Raw genomic sequence first — 19,285 nt, forward strand, 5'->3', positions numbered from 1 at the left:
AACGTTGGTTTCAGAAATTTAATGTTGGTCCGTTCGTCTAGGGTTAGGACGCCAGGTTTTCATCCTGGTAACAGGGGTTCGATTCCCCTACGGACTACAAGCCGCAAGGTAAAGATACATCGCGGGATGGAGCAGTTGGTAGCTCGTCGGGCTCATAACCCGAAGGTCGTAGGTTCGAGTCCTGCTCCCGCTACAAAGAAATCAAAACGTTGATTTCAGGAATTTAATGTTGGTCCGTTCGTCTAGGGGTTAGGACGCCAGGTTTTCATCCTGGTAACAGGGGTTCGATTCCCCTACGGACTACACAGTGTTGAAACACACTTTAAAAATTTCCGGTCCGTTCGTCTAGGGGTTAGGACGCCAGGTTTTCATCCTGGTAACAGGGGTTCGATTCCCCTACGGACTACGCAGTGTTGAAACACACTTTAAAAATTTCCGGTCCGTTCGTCTAGGGGTTAGGACGCCAGGTTTTCATCCTGGTAACAGGGGTTCGATTCCCCTACGGACTACAAGCCGCAAGGCAAAGATACATCGCGGGGTGGAGCAGTTGGTAGCTCGTCGGGCTCATAACCCGAAGGTCGTAGGTTCGAGTCCTGCCCCGCTACACAGAAATCAGAACGCTGGTTTCATAGATTTAGTGTTGGTCCGTTCGTCTAGGGGTTAGGACGCCAGGTTTTCATCCTGGTAACAGGGGTTCGATTCCCCTACGGACTACAAGCCGTAAGGCAAAGATACATCGCGGGATGGAGCAGTTGGTAGCTCGTCGGGCTCATAACCCGAAGGTCGTAGGTTCGAGTCCTGCTCCCGCTACAAGGAAATCAAAACGTTGGTTTCGCAACAAATTGTTGGTCCGTTCGTCTAGGGGTTAGGACGCCAGGTTTTCATCCTGGTAACAGGGGTTCGATTCCCCTACGGACTACAAGCCGAGAGGCAAAGATACATCGCGGGGTGGAGCAGTTGGTAGCTCGTCGGGCTCATAACCCGAAGGTCGTAGGTTCGAGTCCTGCCCCCGCTACACAGAAATCAAAACGCTGGTTTCATAGATTTAATGTTGGTCCGTTCGTCTAGGGGTTAGGACGCCAGGTTTTCATCCTGGTAACAGGGGTTCGATTCCCCTACGGACTACAAGCCTTAAGGCAAAGATACATCGCGGGATGGAGCAGTTGGTAGCTCGTCGGGCTCATAACCCGAAGGTCGTAGGTTCGAGTCCTGCTCCCGCTACAGAGAAATCAAAACGTTGGTTTCATAGATTTAATGTTGGTCCGTTCGTCTAGGGGTTAGGACGCCAGGTTTTCATCCTGGTAACAGGGGTTCGATTCCCCTACGGACTACAAGCCGCAAGGCAAAGATACATCGCGGGGTGGAGCAGTTGGTAGCTCGTCGGGCTCATAACCCGAAGGTCGTAGGTTCGAGTCCTGCCCCCGCTACAGAGAAATCAGAACGTTGGTTTCATAGATTTAATGTTGGTCCGTTCGTCTAGGGGTTAGGACGCCAGGTTTTCATCCTGGTAACAGGGGTTCGATTCCCCTACGGACTACTTTATAGCATCTGGTTATATAATCAGATGCTTTTTTTATGCCTAAAAAAAAAGACAGTCACCCAAATGACTGTCTTTTTTGTTAAAAATAAACAAAGATTACCATTTTTACTTGTCCATATGCACATCCAGCTGTGGGAAAGGAATGGTAATGCCATTGGTATCAAGGGCTAATTTACCCTGCTCATAAATATCAAAGTAAACGTCCCAGTAATGGGTGGGACTACAGTGTGGTCTGACTGCCAGATTCACAGAGCTGTCTGCAAGTTCTGAAACGCCCACAAATGGTGCAGGATCTTTCAGTACTTTATCGTGTTTGCTCATGACCTCCAGCAAAACTTCTTTCGCCTTTTTGATATCCGAATCATAAGAGATGCCCATGGTAAGGTCTACTCTGATTTTGCCTTCAGCGGTAAAGTTAATGATGTTGTTTGCCAAAATAGCTCCATTGGGCATAATCACTCTTTTATTTTGCGGGTCAGTCAGGATGGTGTTGAAAATCTGTATTTCTTTAACTACTCCGAGTTGGTCTTGCGATTTAATCAATTCCCCAACTTTGTAGGGTCGGAAAACGAGAATTAAAACTCCACCAGCAAAATTGGCCAGGGCTCCTTGTAGCGCAAGGCCGACTGCCAAACCAGCTGCACCGAGTACTGCAACAAAGCTGGTGGTTTCGACTCCCACCATGGAGGCTACTGAGATGATCAGCATGGCTTTTAGCCCCCAGTTGATCAGGCTGATAATGAAGGGACGTAAGGTAGCGTCATAATTACGCTGTTTCATCCTTTGGCTAACGGTCTTGGTAAAGCTATTGATTATTCTCAAGCCAATGAAAAGAACGAGGATGGCAAGGATAAGCTTGGGGCCATAGGACATGGTAAGTTCCACTGCAGTATCATACCAGGAAGACATTTTGTCGTCAATGTTGAGCATGTTCAGGAAATTAATTGAGGGTTGAGGTATTTAAATAATGGATAGCATATTATCACTATTAAAATATCGCCCTTAATTAACTAGATATCAATCTGATGTAAGTATTGAGCAAAAAAAAGCCGATCGTAGCGATCGGCTTTTTATAATATGTTGGTTTAATTAAAATCTCGGGCCATAGAAAGGGTTGTAACCAAAACCTGGTCTCATCCCACCGTAGTAAGGATTCATTCCAAAACCTCCCATTCCACCGTAACCATAAGCCGGCATTACGTTTTTAGAGGCGCTTATGCCGAAGGTAATAGATGTTTTTTCGTTGGGCTTATAGGTGAAGGCGGTGTTCACCGAATATGCCAGGTTGTTGTTTTGATTGCCATAGTTCACATGTCCATTGCTGATGTCAGGTCTTACGGCCATTGGAGCACCGGAATGATTAACATTACCTACTAAAAATTCCCCCTGAAAGAACCATTTATCATTTAAAGGCATAGCAATCTGTGGACCTGCCATCACCAAAGAAGAATGGTATGGGCCTACATTCTGGGATTGGTAAAAGGCCTGAAAACCAATTTTAGCGCCAGGTCTGTATGATCGTTGTTCCTGAGGAAGGGGAGCGTAGGGGAGCTCTTCGTCCACATAGCTTACCTCTTCGCTTTTTTTATTTTTTGACCAGGGTGCATCAGCCCAGTGACTCACTCCAACATTGTATCCGTAGCCGGAGGGTGCTTCACTATTCATGGGAACAATAGAGCTCAATCCCATGGAAACACTGGTTTGTGCATGTGCGATGGTAGAAATTACCAAAGCGGTGGCCAAGAGTATAATATTTTTCATCATGATTCGAGCATTAAAAGCTAAAGCCTCATTACCTAAACGGAAAGTAATCTCAGGAGTTTGTTTTAACACCTTCCTGTATTAACAATAGTGCAAAAGCATGCAATGTTCCGCTTTTGAATGGTTAAGGTACAAAAAAATCGTTAAGATTTCATGCGAAAATGGGTTGACCACACAGAAAAGGCCGATGATAGAATCACCGGCCTTATTTTTTTAATTTTTTATTGGACAAATACTTACGCTTTTTCTTCGTCCTTCTCTTTCATGGAGATAACGTCAAGGGCGATAAGGGCATGTACTACGCCTAAAACAATGGCGAATCCCCAGATGAACATATTTGCGCCGCTCGCTATTGGTGCATCTAACATAGTGATAAGGGTTTTATGGTTTTAAATTAAAATTAGAAGAATAAAGTTTAGCGTCAAAAAAATCTTATTAAAATTAAGAAGCTTCCGGATTGTGAATAAAGTTTTGAGCCAATAATGGGAGCTGGTGCAGGCGCTGGAGTCCGAAATGAAAAGCGAAATAACGGTATTTGTCAAAAGGCCTGGGACAGGCTTTTATTTTATCTACATAATATTTTCGCTTTTCCTGTGAGAAATGAGAGGGAAGTCCATCGCGAAGCAGCAGGTCAATTTCTTCCAGAGTAAGAGGAGGCAGTTTGCCTATCATGGCGTTGATTTCTCCTATCAATAAACCGTCTACATTGTCCGATATCTTTTTAAGAAAGAAACCCTCCATGAAATCATTGATGGTTTTAGGCCCGATATTAATCGTTTTACCTTCGATTTTGAATTGATACAGGTTCATTCTGGCCAAAGCCCGAATGCTTAGCCCCGTGATCAGGCCGATGACCAATGGGTGCTCCTGAGCAGAAAACTCATGGATACTTAAATTACCCCTCAACAGCAATTGGGTGATGCCGATGGCAAGCAGGGCATAGTAAAGTGCGTAAATTATTGGAGTGAAGGGTTGACGCATTAGCAAACCAAAATTGACCGCATATTTGCCAAGGGCTAATTCACTTCCCATTAATAAAAAAGCCCCCAGTCCGGCAATAAATAAGGGGTGGCTTAAATAGTCGATCATTTTTCAGTAGGTCTATCTTTTGAAAACTCACTGAAAAATAGTCAATTTCATCTTTAAATATCAAATGAGGGAGGCGTGAAGAGAAATTTATTCTTGATTAGTTGCGCTGCTATTCTTAAAAAATTGATACCTTAACATAAAGAACTGAGAAGAAATATTAGGATGTAGGACTGTAAGGGCGATTTGTGTCCCAAAACAGTTAAAAGAGCATAGACCCATGAGCTTATTGTTTAAAGATTTTAAAAGCTGGAAAGCATATTGTGAGGAAGAAAAATTGCCTTTGTACGAAGCGGTAATTCAATACGAGCAAAATCAAAGGGGAGCCGGTCGGAAGGAGATTCTGGAAGGGATGGTTGCGGCCTATGAAGTGATGCGGCAGGCTATTCATACCGGTTTAACGGAGGATATGACTTCCGTTTCCAAAATGATTAACAATGGAGCAAAAAAGGTTTTTAATCATTCGGTAGCAGTACTCTCTCCTGATTTTCAAAAAATGATTGCGCGTGCTTTGGCCGCCAAAGAAGTAAATTCCTGTATGGGCAGAGTGGTGGCCGCCCCAACCGCCGGTGCTTCCGGAATTTTGCCGGGCGTATTTTATACCTTGCAGGAAACCCATGAGCTACCGGATGAAAAAATTGCCGAAGCCATGCTGATTGCAGCCGGCGTAGCTTTGATTATTGAGCAAAAAGCGTCCTTAGCTGGAGCGGTGGGTGGTTGTCAGGCCGAGACGGGCTCCGCAGCGGCTATGGCCTCAGCAGGGATTGTTTATGCATTAGGAGGAGATAATGATCAGGTATTTAATGCTGTGGCGGTAACCATTCAGTGTATGCTGGGCTTGGTTTGTGATCCGGTAGCGGGCTTGGTAGAGGTGCCCTGTGTGGTGCGTAATGCCTCTGCGGCTTCTATTGCTTTTTCCTCCGCACAAATTGCACTTTCAGGTATGGACGCTGTAATTCCGGTGGATGAATGCATTGATGCCATGCATGAAGTCGGTCAATCGATGGAGAGCAGGTATAAGGAGACGGCTCTAGGGGGAATGGCTGCTACTATAACCGGGCAGGCGATTGCCAAACGGGTTTTGATTCAGGATATTGAAATGTTATCGGACGAGGAAGATGTTGAATAGATGCGCCACAAAATATTTTACCGGCTGACTTTTTGGTGCTAAATTTGCCAATACATTTTTTAAAATCAGATCGATATTTTTGCCTATGCATTAGATTTTACTTTTTCACAGATACATTAACTGTTAGTTTTTACATAAAAAGTAGAATATATGGGAAGGTCTTCCTCGGAGAAGCAGCCTAAGAAGTGGGATTTATATCAAAATAGATCTCAAATGAAGTGGGGAGTGCTGGCAGTGGCCATGGTCATTACCATTGCTTCCATTTTCTATACCAATCAGATCGTCAAAAAACTGAAGGAGCGTGAGGCTCAATTGGTAGAATTGTACGCAAAATCAATTGAATATGCGGTCAATGTCGGGAATAGGGACGAGGTATTGTTTTTGACTCAGAACATCATTGTGCCGAATAATTCCATTCCGGTGATCCTGACCGATGGAGTGGATAAACCACTCGATTTTCGGAATATTGATATTGATCCAAAAATTTCTCCCAAGCAACGACAGAAAAAGTTGCGTGCTTTGGTGGAAGAAATGAAGCTTCAGCACGAACCGATAGAAATCATTTTTACTGATGAAAACGGAGGGGTGTATGACTATAATTATGTCTACTATAAAAACTCCTTTTTGCTGGATCAGCTGACCTATTACCCCATCGTCCAGCTTTCGGTTATTGCGTTTTTTATCTTTTTGGCCTTCTATGCTTATAGTAATAGCAAAGCGGTGGAGCAAAACAGGGTTTGGATTGGCTTGGCAAAAGAAACGGCTCACCAGCTGGGTACGCCACTATCCTCTTTGGTGGCCTGGATTGAGTACTTAAAGATGGATGAGGATTTTAATTATCCGGAGGTACTGGAGGAGTTGGAAAAAGATACCCATCGGCTGGAGACCATTACCAATCGTTTTTCCTCTATAGGTTCAATCCCGACATTGGAGGATGAAAACCTCTATGAGGTGATTCGTTCCAATGTAGATTATTTGTCGAAACGGATTTCTACTAAAGTGAAAATCTCTATCGCTACAAATTCCCAGGTGGTGATCGCTCCGATTAACCGCGCTTTGTTCGATTGGGTGATTGAAAATCTTTGTAAGAATGCTGTAGATGCCATGAAAGGTACCGGTAATATTGATATTAATCTTGTTGAAGGACCAGAAGGAGGAGTAGTGATTGATATCCGGGATACCGGGGGGGGATTCCAAAAGATAAGCTGAAGAAAATTTTCATTCCGGGATATTCGACCAAGAAAAGAGGCTGGGGCTTAGGCCTGACCCTGACCAAAAGGATAGTGGAGAATTACCACAACGGGAAAATTTTTGTAAAATCCTCTAACCCCACTGAGGGAACGGTTTTTAGAATTTTATTACCTGGAAAAGATTATTTGCTTGATGCTGAGGAAGCGGATCTGTTGATTTCGGGTAAAACAGCCTCTGCTTAAAATTTTCAATTTCCATTGAATAATTTTGCCTTCAGAATAGATAATTTAAAATTTTGTGTAAATTTAACCGTCCTTAGACCCCTTGGGTCAGGGTATTTTTTTTGCATTCCAATAATTTTTCCCCGTGTTAATCTCCGAAAATCAAGTTAAAACGGGATAATAATTATTGACCATCGATCAATAGAATATAAAATTTTAGCATGGCAAACATTGGCAAAATCACACAGGTTATCGGGCCTGTGGTAGACGTCGCTTTTGACGCTGAAGGCGCAAGCCTACCTGCCATCATGAATGGTCTTGAGGTAATCAAACCATCTGATGGAGCTCGAGTAGTGCTTGAAGTTCAGCAACATCTAGGAGAGAATCGTGTTCGTACCATTGCCATGGACGGTACCGAGGGTCTTCTTCGTGGGTTGGAAGTAGTGGATAATGGTTCACCTATTCAGATGCCTGTAGGTGAGGACATCCGAGGTCGTATGTTCAACGTAGTGGGAGAAACCATTGATGGTATTGGAGAGACCAATACTACTCAGGGTTTACCGATTCACCGTCCAGCACCTTCTTATGAAGACCTTTCTACTTCAACCGAAGTACTTTTCACTGGTATTAAAGTTATTGACCTGATTGAGCCATACGCAAAGGGTGGTAAGATTGGTCTTTTCGGTGGAGCTGGAGTAGGTAAAACCGTATTGATCATGGAGTTGATCAATAACATTGCGAAAGCATACTCAGGTTTATCTGTATTTGCAGGTGTAGGTGAGCGTACGCGTGAAGGTAATGACCTGCTTCGTGAGATGATTGAATCCGGCGTAATCAAATACGGTAAGGAATTCGAGGAGTCTATGGAGACAGGTGACTGGGATTTGTCGAAGGTAGATAAAGAGGAATTGAAAACCTCTCAGGCCACCTTGGTATATGGCCAGATGAACGAACCACCAGGGGCACGTGCACGTGTAGCCTTGTCAGGTTTGACCATTGCCGAATATTTCCGTGATGGAGATGGTTCCGGAAAAGGTCGTGATATCCTTTTCTTCGTAGATAATATTTTCCGTTTTACCCAGGCAGGTTCTGAGGTGTCGGCACTTTTAGGTCGTATGCCTTCTGCGGTAGGTTACCAGCCAACATTGGCAACTGAAATGGGAGCAATGCAGGAGCGTATTTCTTCTACTAAGAATGGTTCCATTACTTCTGTTCAGGCGGTTTATGTACCTGCCGATGACTTGACTGACCCTGCACCGGCGACCACTTTCGCCCACTTGGATGCGAAAACGGTATTGTCGCGTAAGATTGCTTCTATGGGTATTTACCCAGCGGTAGATCCATTGGATTCTACTTCCAGAATTTTGTCTGAAGAGGTAGTTGGAGCGGAGCACTATCAGGTAGCGCAGGATGTAATTAACATCCTTCAGCGTTATAACGAACTTCAGGATATCATCGCCATTTTGGGTATGGATGAGCTTTCTGACGAGGATAAGCAGGTGGTACACCGTGCACGTCGTGTACAGCGTTTCCTATCTCAGCCATTCCACGTTGCAGAGCAATTCTCTGGTATCCCGGGTCAGTTGGTAGATATCAAGGACACTATCCGTGGTTTCCAAATGATTATGAATGGGGAAGTGGATCACTTACCTGAGGCGGCCTTTACTTTTGTAGGCCCAATCGAGGAAGCTATTGAGAAAGGTGAAAAAATGTTGGCAGAAGCCGCTGAATAATCTTAAACCGATGGGGAGTTTACTCCCCTTTAAATTGGGCAATTATGTACTTGGAAATTGTTACACCGGACCAAAAGGTATTTGAAGGAGAAGTTAGCGCAGCTACTTTTCCCGGAACCAACGGTGCCTTTCAAGTGCTGAAGAACCACGCCCCTTTGATCTCCACCTTGTCTAAAGGTGATTTGAAATATGTGATCAATGACAAAGAAACCATCATTGTTGTTGATGGTGGCGTTGTTGAGGTACTTGATAATAAGATTATTGTATTGGCAGAAGCCGTAGAAGGATAAACAAAACATCATTAGATATAAAAAAACCTTTAGTTGTGATGACTAAAGGTTTTTTTTTTTTTTATGCCGTGAAAATTCTTCACCCGAATTATTTATGCTTGAACCCGGATAATCCAAGCTTAAATTATCGATTAGCTGTAAGGCGGGAAAAATGCAGGATTAGTTTCCCATTTCCAGTTATTTCCAATAATCCAGAGGAAAGAGGAAAAGCAAGTTTATTCAAATTTGTGCCATCAAAATATTTGGAACAACAAGAAAACAAGCCAGGGTTAAGCCTGTTTTGCAGGGCTTGGGTCACATAATTCGGGTTAATGCGAATGTGCCTCAGTTCTGGATGCTTCTTTTTCTTCTTTAGCGGTGATGGACTGCTTTTCATATTTTTTTGGTGCCCACAAAAAGCCAAAAGCTTGTGCTCCTTCTTTGGTATGCACCGCGTGGTGGATATAATGTGCTTTCATAATCCGTTTCATATAGGCGGATTTGAATTTGTACTTGTACTTAATTCTGCGATGTACGATGATATCGTGAAAGACACTGTAAAATATACCGTAAAGCGTAACTCCTAAACCAATGTAAAGCAGAAAGCGCCATTCAGGAATTTCGGAGCCGAGCACGATCATCACAATGGCCGGAATGGAAAAGACGACAGCAAACAGGTCATTTTTTTCAAGGGTTTTATTGTGAACGGTATGATGGTCCTTATGCCAGCTCCATAAAATACCATGCATGATGTATTTGTGGGTGAACCATGCAACACCTTCCATAAAAAGAAAGGATCCTATCACCAATAGGATGTTCATCAAGATTGCCATATCAAAAAATTAGAAAGTCAATATTCTTTTTTGTACTTCTTCCATGAGCCACATTGGGGTGGAGGTAGCACCGCAAACACCAACACGGTCTTTTGGATCAAACCATTCTTCTTGTACCTGTTCTTTGTTGGAGACAAAATAGGTGTTTTCGTTCTGCTGTTTGCAGATATTATATAACACCTTCCCATTGGAGGATTTTGTGCCGGAAACGAAAATGATTTTTTCGTATTGACTGGCAAATTTCTTAAGCTCCTTGTCCCGATTACTGACCTGCCTGCAAATGGTATCATTGGCATTGACCTCAATGCCTTTTTCTTTAAGCTTATCGATAATTTTATAAAAATTATCAGTGGATTTTGTGGTCTGACTGTATAGGCTAATGTAAGACGGAAGACTATTAAGGTCTAATTCTTCCAGTGATTGAAATACAACGGCTTCTTTATTGGTCTGGCCAATCAATCCCATGACTTCGGCATGCCCGTGCTTTCCATAAATGTATATTTTTTCCGCTTTGTCATAAGCATTCTTGATCCGGTTCTGTAATTTTAATACGACCGGACAACTGGCATCAATGAGGTCTAATTGATTTTCCAGCGCTATTTTGTAGGTAGAAGGTGGCTCTCCATGTGCCCGAATCAGGACTTTCGCATTTTTTAATTCCTTAAGCGTTTCATGGTTAATGATTTGTAGTCCCATTTTTTCCAACCGATGGACCTCTTCATCATTGTGAACAATATCTCCCAGGCAATACAATTTTCCTTCCTCCAGCAGAATTTCTTCTGCCATTTCAATGGCATAAACCACTCCGAAGCAGAAGCCGGAATTTTGGTCAATATCCACGGTGAGGTTTTTCATTGTATTATTGCCTTTATAGTTTTTTGAAGGGCGTGTACTTACATTCATATTAAACTACCCTTAAGTGAAACTGTAAATATGTTTTGGCCAGTAAGGCTAATTTTCTTGGATTTGGAATTCTGATCCTTTGATTCTTAACCGTATCTGTGGAAGCATCTTTGATTTTGTCAAAGAGTTTCAGGTAATAGATATACGCCAGATAAACGCCCATCTTGGCATTTTCCGGTAATCTGATAATTCCCTGATAGGCATCGTCAAAATCCTTTTGGATATCCATTTCGATAAGGTCCTTATCCTTTTGATTGAAATTATCGAAATTTATATCCGGAAAATATACCCGCCCACGATCTTCGTGATCACTTTTCATATCTCTCAGGAAGTTCACCTTTTGAAAAGCACTTCCAAGGCTGCAAGCTGCCGGTTTAAGCGTATCAAAATCCCCTTCTCCATGAAAGCAAAAGACTTTCAGGCACATTAGACCAACTACCTCTGCGCTGCCATAAATATAAGTTTTATAGCTTTTGTCACAGTAAGTGGTTTTGTCCAGGTCCATTCTCATGCTATTCAGAAAGGCATCAATAAATTCCAGGTCGATTTGATATTGATTAACTACTAGCTGAAAGGCATGGAGGATTGGATTCAGGCTAATTTTTTGCTTAATCGCTTCATAAGTATCGTGCTCAAATTTATCCAGTAAAGTTTCCCGATTCCAATCATGAAAAGTATCGACGATTTCATCCGCATAGCGGACAAACCCATAAATGGCATAAATTGGTTCGTGCAACTCTTTGTCCAGTGTCTTAATGCCTAAAGTAAAGGAAGTGCTGTAGGATTGCGTGACCAACCGTGCACAATCGAAGGTGGTTTTATTAAAAAGTTCAATCATCTTTTTCACTTTTACAATTCGGCAAAATCTTTTTCGATTTCATTTCCGACAACTAAGCCGGAGATTAATGATGGGGGAACGCCTGGTCCGGGAATGGTTAATTGCCCCACATAGTATAAGTTAGCAACTTTTTTGGATTTACAACTAGGCTTGAGGATGGCAGTTTGCTTTAGCGTATTGGCCAGTCCATAGGCATTGCCTTTAAAGGCATTGTAATCCTGTTCAAAATCTTTTATCGCGTACGATTTTTTCACAATCACATGATCCTTAACGGACTGTCCAATGAGTTTTTCCAGTCTGTTCATGATTATTTCGTAATAATGTGATCTTTTTTCCTCTGAGTCCTCCAAGCCCGGAGCAAGCGGTACGAGTAATACCAGGTTCTCTTTTCCTTCAGGAGCAATTGCCGGATCGGTGACGGAGGCAGCGCTCATATAAAAAAGAGGTTTTGACGGCCACTGAGGGTTAGTGTAGATTTCACTGGCGTGCAGTTTGAAATCTTCATCAAAAAATAGCATGTGATGATCAATACCTTCCAGCTTTTTATCCAATCCAATGTAAAAAAGTAAGGCAGAGGGTGCCATCGTCCGTTTTTGCCAATATTGTGGGGAATAGCTTCGATATTGGGTGGGTAATAGATGTTGTTCTACATGATGGTAGTCTGCTCCACCAACCACAATATCTGCTGGATAGTAGTCTTTGTCCGTATTCACACCGGTGGCGATGCCGTTTTTTACTTCTATCTGACTGACGGTTTCGCCAGTATGAAATTTCACTCCCATTTCCCGCGCCAGCGTTTCCATTCCTCGGATAATTTCGAACATTCCCCCCATCGGATACCAGGTCCCGAGCTTGAGATCAGCATAATTCATTAGACTGTATAGCGCAGGGGTGTTTTCCGGGGTGGCTCCCAAAAATAGAACGGGGAATTCCAGCAGCTTTATAATCTGGGGATGTTTAAAAAACTTTCGGACGTGTTTAGAAAGTGAGGTTAACAGGTCCAGGTTCAGGGCGCCTTTGAGCAGGCGGATATCTAAAAATTCTGTAATGGAGCGGGAAGGTTTATTAACGAAATCGTTAATGCCCACCTCATATTTATATTTGGCTTGCGCCATGAATTTTTCGAGTTGTTCAGCAGCACCAGCTTCATATTGTTCCAATAAAACGCCTAATTCCTGGAGGTTGGCAGGAATTCGCCAGCGGTCATCCGCTCCAAAAACCACTGAATAGGAGGGATCAAGTCTTTTTAATTGGTAATAATCAGAAGGCTTTTTTCCAAAAGTCCGGAAATAATTTTCGAAAATGTCGGGCATCCAATACCAACTAGGGCCCATATCAAAGGTAAAGCCCTGACAGTGAAACTGCCGGGCTCTTCCTCCTATTTGAGTATTTTTTTCAATGACGGTGACGTCATATCCTTTTTGTGCTAACGAAGTAGCAACAGCTATCCCGGCAAAGCCGGCACCGATTACTATTGCATTTCGATGTTTGTGAGTCATGTAAAGGTTGATTTTAGGCTTGACAGACCTAAAGTTTACCTCCGTAATTTTTTAACATAGACTTTAGATCCTTTCGAGCAATATGAATTCTATTTTTTACAGTTCCAATTGGAATGTCCAGTTTTTCCGCGATTTCGTAATATTTGAAACCCCGAAAATGCATTAAGAAGGGAAGTCGGTAGTTTTCGTCTAATTTCCCAATTGCTTCCTTGATGTCCCTCATGGCAAAACTTGAATACGCCATGTTCTCGGTAATGTTGCCGGAAGAATTGATATAATGTAAATTATCGGTAGAGTCAATGAAGGTGTTTCTTCTTACCATCCTTTGGTAATTGGTAATGAAGGTATTCTTCATTATAGTGTACAACCATGCCTTGAGGTTGGTGCCTTCAGTAAATTTATCTCTATTCGTGTAGGCTTTTAGCACGGTTTCTTGCAACAGGTCATTTGCCGCCTCTGAATCCTTGGTCAATCTCATAGCGAACGGTCTCAACGAAGTCGATAACTTGTCGAGATGGTAGCTAAATTCTAACGCTGTCATTGTGATTTGGTAAGTTTAGTTTGTAAAAGTTTTGGGGGTAATGATTTTCGAATAAGGTGCTTTGATTTTGGTTTGAAATTAAGTTTGTGGTTACAATTAAATGATGAAATTGTTGGGCCGTTATATCCGGATAAATTGTCGTAGCCCTTACTTACCTATGGTTACGCCCACTTTTTAATATTGTTTCATATTTATCAGTAGTTCAGCGTGTTAAGTGGTTTTGTGGGCCGTGGGATTATAGCCGGTTAGATTTATTGACATTTTTAAATTTTTAGGGATAAACCCGATTTGACAGACAGTTAATGGCCTGTTTGGTACCATTTATGGGCGTTAATCACATTAAAATTCCCTATATTTGGGCGTTAAAAATAATCTTTTCAAAATGCATATTGTTATTGCCGGGGCGGGTGAGGTTGGTTTTCATTTGGCCAAGCAACTGGCTCATGAACAGAAAGATATTGTAATTGTCGATACTGACAAGGAGCGATTAAATTATGTCTCCAATCAGTTGGATGTGGCTGTTATTGAGGGGAATTCTATTTATTATGATGTCCTGAGAGAAGCAGAAATCGCTAAGGCGGATCTGTTGATTGCCGTTACCCCGGCGGAAGAGACGAACCTGGCGACCTGTATGATCGGTAAAAAGCTAGGGGCTCAGCGGACGGTGGCCAGGATAAATAATGTAGATTTTTTGAGCCATCGCCAGCGGGAAGACTTAAGAACGCTGGGGATTGATGAATTGATTTCTCCGGAATCTCTGGCCGCACGTGAGATCAAGCGCTTGTTGCGGGAAGCAGCCCTTACAGATACTTTCGAATTTGACCGAGGAATGCTTTCCCTGATCGGAATCAGAATTGAAGAAGGGGATCCTTTTACCGGTTTAATGTTGAAGGAAACCAGTTCTCTGAATAAGGATCGGGATTTTGTAATTGTAGCGATTTTACGAAATGGTAGGACGATTATTCCGGATGGAGATACTCGTTTGGAGTTAAACGATAATGTTTATTTTGTAGCGGAACCCACAGGAGTGGATCGGGTATTCGAATTGAAGGGTGGTACCAAGAAAAAAATTCGAAATATCATGATCTTGGGTGGTAGCCGTACCGGACTACATGCGGCCAAAAAATTATCTCAGAAGACCAATAAGTACCGGGTAAAAGTAGTAGAACGAGACCGGGAAAAATGTTTTAAGCTGGCGGATGAATTACCTGAAGCTTTAATCATAAATGGCGATGCCAATGATGTAAATTTACTAATTGAGGAGGGGCTAGAAGAAATGGATGCCTTCATTGCCGTAACAGGCAACTCAGAGACCAATATTATCTCATGCCTGTTGGCGAAGAACCACCATGTGGCCAAGACGATCGCTCTGGTAGAGAATATCGATTATATTTTATTGTCTCAGACCATTGGAGTAGATACGATGATCAACAAGAAGTTGATCGCGGCTAATTTTATCTGTCGTTACCTAAGAAGAGGCAATGTTTTGAGTATTGCCAGTATTCATGGAGTGGATGCTGAGGTATTGGAATTTGAGGTAGAGGAAAACTCTGCCATCTGTTTCCAGAAGTTAAGAGATTTGGATTTCCCGGAGGGTGCTATCATCGGTGGGGTAATTCGAAACAACCAGGGGTTTACGACCATGGGTAACTTTGAATTTCACCCGAAAGACCATGTGGTGGTGTTGTGTAAGTCCAATGTTATTCGTAGTGTAGAGCGATTTTTTAAGTAATTGATTTAATGAAGAGATTTCATTTTAGATCCATCATTCATATTATGGGTTTGCTGTTGGTGATCAACAGTATCTTTATGCTCACCGCTTTACCCTTCTCCTTCTATTTTGAAGATGATCAGCACTGGGCGATTTTAATGGCGGTATTGATTACGGCTTGTTCCGGGGGATTAGCTTTCTTTCTCACTTTGGGGAGAGAGCGAATTGTAAAGAAGCGTGACGTCTATATTATTGTGACTTTTGGTTGGGTTTTAATGGCGCTGTCTGCCACTTTACCTTATTTATTGAGTGGCAGTATTCATTCGCTAACCGACGCTTTTTTTGAATGCGTATCGGGCTATACCACGACCGGAGCGTCCATTTTAAGTGATATTGAGGCGGTTCCTCCCTCCATTTTATATTGGCGAAGCCTTACTCAGTGGTTAGGAGGAATGGGGATTATCGTGTTAACAGTGGCCATTTTGCCATTGATTGGTGTGGGCGGCATGCAGCTTTTTGTAGCCGAGGCACCGGGAATTTCAGCAGATAAATTACGCCCCAGGATTACGGATACAGCTAAACGATTGTGGTTGATTTACATCGGGCTGACCGCGACTGAAATGGTGCTTTTGCGCGTTTTTGGAATGACTTGGTATGACGCGCTGAATCACAGCTTGACCACCATGGCCACAGGAGGATTTTCCACCAAGAATGCGTCCATAGCGCATTATCCGAGCCCATGGATTCAATATACCATTGTGCTATTTATGTTTTTTGCCGGAACCAATTTCTCCATGATGTACTTTGGTTTTCAGGGGAAGTTGAAGAAGGTGTGGGCCAATGATGAATTCCGTGCTTATTTTTTAAGTATTGTGATTTTATCTATTATCTCAGGATTGTATGTGGGCATCAATGTGTATGATGACCTTGAGTTGGGGATGCGGGACGTGACTTTCCAATTGGTTTCTTTGATTACCACCACTGGTTTCGTCTCTGCAGATTATACCAGCTGGGCACCTTCCCTTACTATTATGTGTTTTATATTACTCTTTGTCGGGGGATCTGCCGGATCCACCGCTGGTGGAATAAAAACGGTAAGGCATTTGATTTTGGCGAAAAATGGCTGGTTGGATTTGAAACGACAGTTACACCCGGCGGCCGTTATTCCGGTAAGGTTAAATGGCAAGGCTGTTTCCGGTGAAATTTCCTATACGGTTCTGGCCTTTGTGATTATTTTCCTATTCATTTTCGTGGTGGGAGCAATGCTTTTAGCCATGACCGGTCTGGATTTACTCACCGCCATGGGAGCCAGTGCAACCTCTTTAGGAAATGTAGGCCCAGGAATAGGGAAAGTTGGGCCAGTGGATAATTTTGCCTGGTTGCCTCCTGCAGCCAAGTGGATATGCAGTGTGTTGATGTTGCTGGGAAGGCTGGAGTTATTTACGGTACTTTTATTATTTACTCCTTTCTTTTGGAGGGGGAATTAAGCAAAAAAAAGCGGTTCAATGACAGAGCCGCTTTTTTTGTCTTCTAGGGATAACCTATCCCGAATTATTCACCGCTATATTTATTAGATGAGCGCAAGTAGTTTAAATTCAGTTCATTGCAATTTGTTTTCTTTGATTTATAATAACCCAAATTTGGACAGGCTTACTTTCTCCTCCTTCTTGGGAAAAAATCGAAATAGAGAACTACTCCCTCATTTTCCTGCTTTGGAAGCTAAACGGGGCTTAAAGCACACGTTAAAGTGCCTTTTTGGTGAAAATCAGTACTTTCTTATCGTCTTTTAGCGTGGTGGCAAAAAGGTAGTTTTCACCGCCCTCCTTAAGCTTCAGCTTTTTTCTGAGGTCTGCAACGGTAGAGGGAAAATTACGAATGGCCAGATTGGCTTTGCCGTCTTTGCAGTACTTTTTGATGATTTTTTTGTTGACGGCTTCTACTCCTTCGATTAGAAATGATCGTCCGGGAAAGCCGGGAATCAACTTTTCGGAGGTGTATAGATGAGAATGCGGGTGTAGCTTTTGTAATTGATATTGCTCTGCCACAATTTTAAATCCACCGGCTTTCATGATGGCCACATTGGGTTCGTACAAATATTGCAAGGGTTCAGAAAGCGGGGCTTCCGCAGCAGTTTCTTCTATTTGGCTGTAAGAAAGGTCCTGACTTTTTCCATTCGGAAGCAGGTTGGTGGTGAAGAATTGGATGTTCTTCCGGCTTTCCTTATTCATGCGAAATAAGACTTCCTTGCAATCATTCTGCACCGCAATGACATGCACTTCCTGAATTTGAGGGAGCTGCTGCAAGGCGCCCTTGATGTCCAGCATAGGGGACGCTTTTATCCATACGTCTTTGCCCTTTTCCAGTAATAGAGCTTCCAACTCAATAACATTGGGCAGGCAGTCGGATAATAAGAAGACTTTATTTTTTTGCTCATCCCGACGGTAAGGATCCAGAAAAATGACATCAAATTCGGCCTGAGTTTTCAGGTAATCAACGCCATCACCAAAATGACATTGTATATGGTCCGCCCCTAAAGTTTGAAGGTTGTGTTGACTTCTCTGGAAGAGTTCTTCCCAAATTTCGGTGTAGACAACGGATTGGAAATTTTGTCCTATATAATAGGTGTCTACCGCAGAGCCCCCGGTGAGGTCCAAAAGTCGGTCTCCTTTGATGACACTTGCTTTGTATCGGGCCGTTGCTTCAGAGGAACATTGTTCCATGGAAAGCAAGGGCGGGAAAATAATCCCCTCGGTTTGGTACCAGGAAGGGAGCTTGCTTTTCGCTTTTTGGCGTGCCTGAATTTGCTCAGTAATGAGCCGCATAGGGAAATCAGGAAATTGCTTTGCCTTTAGCCCTAATGAAAAAGGATCATGCTCAGCATGATCCTTTATGAATTGTTGTATTTTTTTATCCTTGAGAGTTTCCCAATTCATATTTGGAATCTTAGCTAACGATACCGCTGTCTACCAGTTTTTGCGCGATCTGAACGGCATTGGTAGCAGCACCTTTGCGCAAGTTATCAGCCACACACCACATATTCAAGGTATTTGGCTGAGATTCATCTCGACGCAGACGTCCAACGAATACTTCATTTTTGTTATGCGCATTTAGTGGCATTGGGTAAACGTTGTTCTGTGGGTCGTCCTCTAAAATAACGCCTGCTGTATTAGCGACAATTTCACGAACTTCTTCCAGAGTAAAGTCTTCGTTGAATTCCACATTGATGGACTCGGAGTGTCCGCCCATGGTCGGAATACGAACAGTAGTAGCAGTTACTGCAATATTTTCATCATTGAAGATTTTCTTGGTTTCCAAAATCATCTTCATTTCCTCTTTGGTGTATCCGTTTTCCTGGAATACATCGATATGAGGCAACACGTTCAAATCAATTTTGTGTGGATAGGCCATATCCGGTGTTTCTCCGGCGCGCTCAGCCATCATCTGATCTACTGCTTTTTTACCTGAACCGGTAACGGACTGGTAAGTAGAAACGACGATACGCTTGATACCATAGCGCTTGCGCAAGTCACAAAGTGCCAATACCATTTGGATGGTGGAGCAATTTGGGTTGGCGATGATGTAATCTTCCGCTGTTAATTCATCTCCGTTGATTTCCGGAACCACCAATTTTTTGCTGGGGTCCATTCTCCATGCCGATGAATTATCCACTACGCGGCAACCGACCGCTGCAAATTTTGGTGCCCACTCCAATGAAGTGCTACCTCCTGCCGAGAAAATGGCAATATCAGGACGAGCTTCCACCGCCTGCTCCAGGGTCACGATCGTGTGGCTCTTGCCCATGAACTCCATCTGTTTACCTGCAGATCTCGCTGAAGCTACCAACAATAATTCGTCGAAGTGAAAGTTTAAATCTTCGACCACTTTCAACATTTGCCCGCCTACCAAACCGGTGGCGCCAACAATCGCTAATTTCATTTCCTGAATAAGGTTTGATTAAAAATTACAGCTTCAAAGGGTGGCCTATTTGGTTTACATACAAATACTTGCCGAATCCTTCAATGATTTCGGA

The 19,285-nt window shown here is 42.9% G+C and carries 19 protein-coding genes and 15 tRNA genes; 23 read left to right on the forward strand and 11 right to left on the reverse strand.

Annotated features, from left to right (window positions below; genetic code table 11):
• Positions 1-26: 26 nt before the first annotated feature.
• From NG22_RS16135 to NG22_RS16205, 15 genes are all read left to right on the forward strand, one after another.
• A tRNA-Glu gene (locus tag NG22_RS16135) sits at positions 27-97 on the forward strand.
• A 23-nt stretch (positions 98-120) separates the two neighbouring features.
• Positions 121-193: transfer RNA gene (locus tag NG22_RS16140), tRNA-Met, on the forward strand.
• 38 nt (positions 194-231) lie between these two features.
• Positions 232-303, forward strand: a tRNA-Glu gene (locus NG22_RS16145).
• A 31-nt stretch (positions 304-334) separates the two neighbouring features.
• Positions 335-406, forward strand: a tRNA-Glu gene (locus NG22_RS16150).
• A 31-nt stretch (positions 407-437) separates the two neighbouring features.
• Positions 438-509 (forward strand) — tRNA-Glu (locus NG22_RS16155).
• 23 nt (positions 510-532) lie between these two features.
• A tRNA-Met gene (locus NG22_RS16160) sits at positions 533-604 on the forward strand.
• 38 nt (positions 605-642) lie between these two features.
• Positions 643-714 (forward strand) — tRNA-Glu (locus NG22_RS16165).
• A 23-nt stretch (positions 715-737) separates the two neighbouring features.
• Positions 738-810 (forward strand) — tRNA-Met (locus NG22_RS16170).
• A gap of 37 nt (positions 811-847) precedes the next feature.
• Positions 848-919: transfer RNA gene (locus tag NG22_RS16175), tRNA-Glu, on the forward strand.
• A gap of 23 nt (positions 920-942) precedes the next feature.
• Positions 943-1,015 (forward strand) — tRNA-Met (locus NG22_RS16180).
• Positions 1,016-1,053: 38 nt separating this feature from the next.
• A tRNA-Glu gene (locus tag NG22_RS16185) sits at positions 1,054-1,125 on the forward strand.
• 23 nt (positions 1,126-1,148) lie between these two features.
• A tRNA-Met gene (locus NG22_RS16190) sits at positions 1,149-1,221 on the forward strand.
• 38 nt (positions 1,222-1,259) lie between these two features.
• Positions 1,260-1,331 (forward strand) — tRNA-Glu (locus tag NG22_RS16195).
• Between the two features lie 23 nt (positions 1,332-1,354).
• Positions 1,355-1,427, forward strand: a tRNA-Met gene (locus tag NG22_RS16200).
• Positions 1,428-1,465: 38 nt separating this feature from the next.
• Positions 1,466-1,537: transfer RNA gene (locus tag NG22_RS16205), tRNA-Glu, on the forward strand.
• Positions 1,538-1,645: 108 nt separating this feature from the next.
• Here the strand turns inward: NG22_RS16205 and NG22_RS16210 are convergent.
• The 4 genes from NG22_RS16210 to NG22_RS16220 all read right to left on the reverse strand — a co-directional run bounded on the left by NG22_RS16210 (position 1,646) and on the right by NG22_RS16220 (position 4,390).
• Complete coding sequence (locus NG22_RS16210; RefSeq protein WP_053406664.1) at positions 1,646-2,470, reverse strand: mechanosensitive ion channel family protein; 825 nt, start codon at positions 2,468-2,470, stop codon at positions 1,646-1,648.
• A gap of 159 nt (positions 2,471-2,629) precedes the next feature.
• Complete coding sequence (locus tag NG22_RS16215) at positions 2,630-3,304, reverse strand: hypothetical protein (RefSeq protein ID WP_157601170.1); 675 nt, start codon at positions 3,302-3,304, stop codon at positions 2,630-2,632.
• A 233-nt stretch (positions 3,305-3,537) separates the two neighbouring features.
• Positions 3,538-3,669 (reverse strand): hypothetical protein, encoded by a 132-nt coding sequence (locus NG22_RS18225; RefSeq protein WP_301280968.1) that lies wholly within the window; start codon positions 3,667-3,669, stop codon positions 3,538-3,540.
• Positions 3,670-3,742: 73 nt separating this feature from the next.
• Positions 3,743-4,390 (reverse strand): hypothetical protein, encoded by a 648-nt coding sequence (locus NG22_RS16220; RefSeq protein WP_053406666.1) that lies wholly within the window; start codon positions 4,388-4,390, stop codon positions 3,743-3,745.
• Positions 4,391-4,607: 217 nt separating this feature from the next.
• On the opposite strand from NG22_RS16220, the gene sdaAA reads away from it, so the two are divergent.
• From sdaAA to NG22_RS16245, 6 genes are all read left to right on the forward strand, one after another.
• On the forward strand, positions 4,608-5,516 hold the full coding sequence (gene sdaAA / locus NG22_RS16225; RefSeq protein WP_053406667.1) for an L-serine ammonia-lyase, iron-sulfur-dependent, subunit alpha: 909 nt from the start codon (positions 4,608-4,610) through the stop codon (positions 5,514-5,516).
• 150 nt (positions 5,517-5,666) lie between these two features.
• Positions 5,667-6,725 carry a HAMP domain-containing sensor histidine kinase gene (locus NG22_RS16230; protein WP_253275707.1) on the forward strand — a complete coding sequence of 353 codons (1,059 nt, stop codon included), beginning with the start codon at positions 5,667-5,669 and terminating at the stop codon, positions 6,723-6,725.
• Between the two features lie 11 nt (positions 6,726-6,736).
• Positions 6,737-6,949 (forward strand): ATP-binding protein, encoded by a 213-nt coding sequence (locus tag NG22_RS18185; RefSeq protein WP_253275729.1) that lies wholly within the window; start codon positions 6,737-6,739, stop codon positions 6,947-6,949.
• 200 nt (positions 6,950-7,149) lie between these two features.
• Complete coding sequence (gene atpD / locus NG22_RS16235) at positions 7,150-8,661, forward strand: F0F1 ATP synthase subunit beta (protein WP_053406668.1); 1,512 nt, start codon at positions 7,150-7,152, stop codon at positions 8,659-8,661.
• A 44-nt stretch (positions 8,662-8,705) separates the two neighbouring features.
• A complete protein-coding gene (gene atpC / locus NG22_RS16240) occupies positions 8,706-8,951 on the forward strand; it encodes an ATP synthase F1 subunit epsilon (protein ID WP_053406669.1) in 246 nt (81 codons plus the stop codon).
• 38 nt (positions 8,952-8,989) lie between these two features.
• A complete protein-coding gene (locus NG22_RS16245) occupies positions 8,990-9,253 on the forward strand; it encodes a hypothetical protein (protein ID WP_053406670.1) in 264 nt (87 codons plus the stop codon).
• A 6-nt stretch (positions 9,254-9,259) separates the two neighbouring features.
• On the opposite strand, the gene NG22_RS16250 is transcribed toward NG22_RS16245, so the two are convergent.
• The 5 genes from NG22_RS16250 to NG22_RS16270 are packed head-to-tail and all read right to left on the reverse strand — an operon-like array spanning position 9,260 to position 13,544.
• A complete protein-coding gene (locus NG22_RS16250; protein WP_053406671.1) occupies positions 9,260-9,763 on the reverse strand; it encodes a sterol desaturase family protein in 504 nt (167 codons plus the stop codon).
• A gap of 9 nt (positions 9,764-9,772) precedes the next feature.
• The gene (locus NG22_RS16255; RefSeq protein ID WP_053406996.1) at positions 9,773-10,618 is read right to left on the reverse strand and encodes a 4-hydroxy-3-methylbut-2-enyl diphosphate reductase; all 846 of its coding nucleotides are present in this window, start codon (positions 10,616-10,618) and stop codon (positions 9,773-9,775) included.
• 49 nt (positions 10,619-10,667) lie between these two features.
• A complete protein-coding gene (locus NG22_RS16260; RefSeq protein ID WP_053406997.1) occupies positions 10,668-11,504 on the reverse strand; it encodes a phytoene/squalene synthase family protein in 837 nt (278 codons plus the stop codon).
• 11 nt (positions 11,505-11,515) lie between these two features.
• Positions 11,516-13,003 (reverse strand): NAD(P)/FAD-dependent oxidoreductase, encoded by a 1,488-nt coding sequence (locus NG22_RS16265; RefSeq protein WP_053406672.1) that lies wholly within the window; start codon positions 13,001-13,003, stop codon positions 11,516-11,518.
• A 28-nt stretch (positions 13,004-13,031) separates the two neighbouring features.
• Complete coding sequence (locus NG22_RS16270; protein ID WP_053406673.1) at positions 13,032-13,544, reverse strand: RNA polymerase sigma factor; 513 nt, start codon at positions 13,542-13,544, stop codon at positions 13,032-13,034.
• 382 nt (positions 13,545-13,926) lie between these two features.
• Here NG22_RS16270 and trkA point away from each other — a divergent pair, with 382 nt between their 5' ends.
• Together trkA and NG22_RS16280 are read left to right on the forward strand one after the other, a co-directional pair.
• Positions 13,927-15,276, forward strand: coding sequence for a Trk system potassium transporter TrkA (trkA, locus tag NG22_RS16275; RefSeq protein WP_053406674.1), 1,350 nt, complete (start codon positions 13,927-13,929; stop codon positions 15,274-15,276).
• An 8-nt stretch (positions 15,277-15,284) separates the two neighbouring features.
• Complete coding sequence (locus NG22_RS16280) at positions 15,285-16,742, forward strand: TrkH family potassium uptake protein (protein WP_053406675.1); 1,458 nt, start codon at positions 15,285-15,287, stop codon at positions 16,740-16,742.
• A 255-nt stretch (positions 16,743-16,997) separates the two neighbouring features.
• Here the strand turns inward: NG22_RS16280 and NG22_RS16285 are convergent, their stop codons facing one another.
• A complete protein-coding gene (locus NG22_RS16285) occupies positions 16,998-18,188 on the reverse strand; it encodes an RsmD family RNA methyltransferase (protein WP_053406676.1) in 1,191 nt (396 codons plus the stop codon).
• Positions 18,189-18,198: 10 nt separating this feature from the next.
• Complete coding sequence (locus NG22_RS16290; RefSeq protein ID WP_053406677.1) at positions 18,199-19,191, reverse strand: aspartate-semialdehyde dehydrogenase; 993 nt, start codon at positions 19,189-19,191, stop codon at positions 18,199-18,201.
• Between the last annotated feature and the right edge of the window lie 94 nt (positions 19,192-19,285).

The organism is Persicobacter sp. CCB-QB2 (assembly GCF_001274635.1).
Lineage (GTDB): Bacteria > Bacteroidota > Bacteroidia > Cytophagales > Cyclobacteriaceae > Persicobacter > Persicobacter diffluens.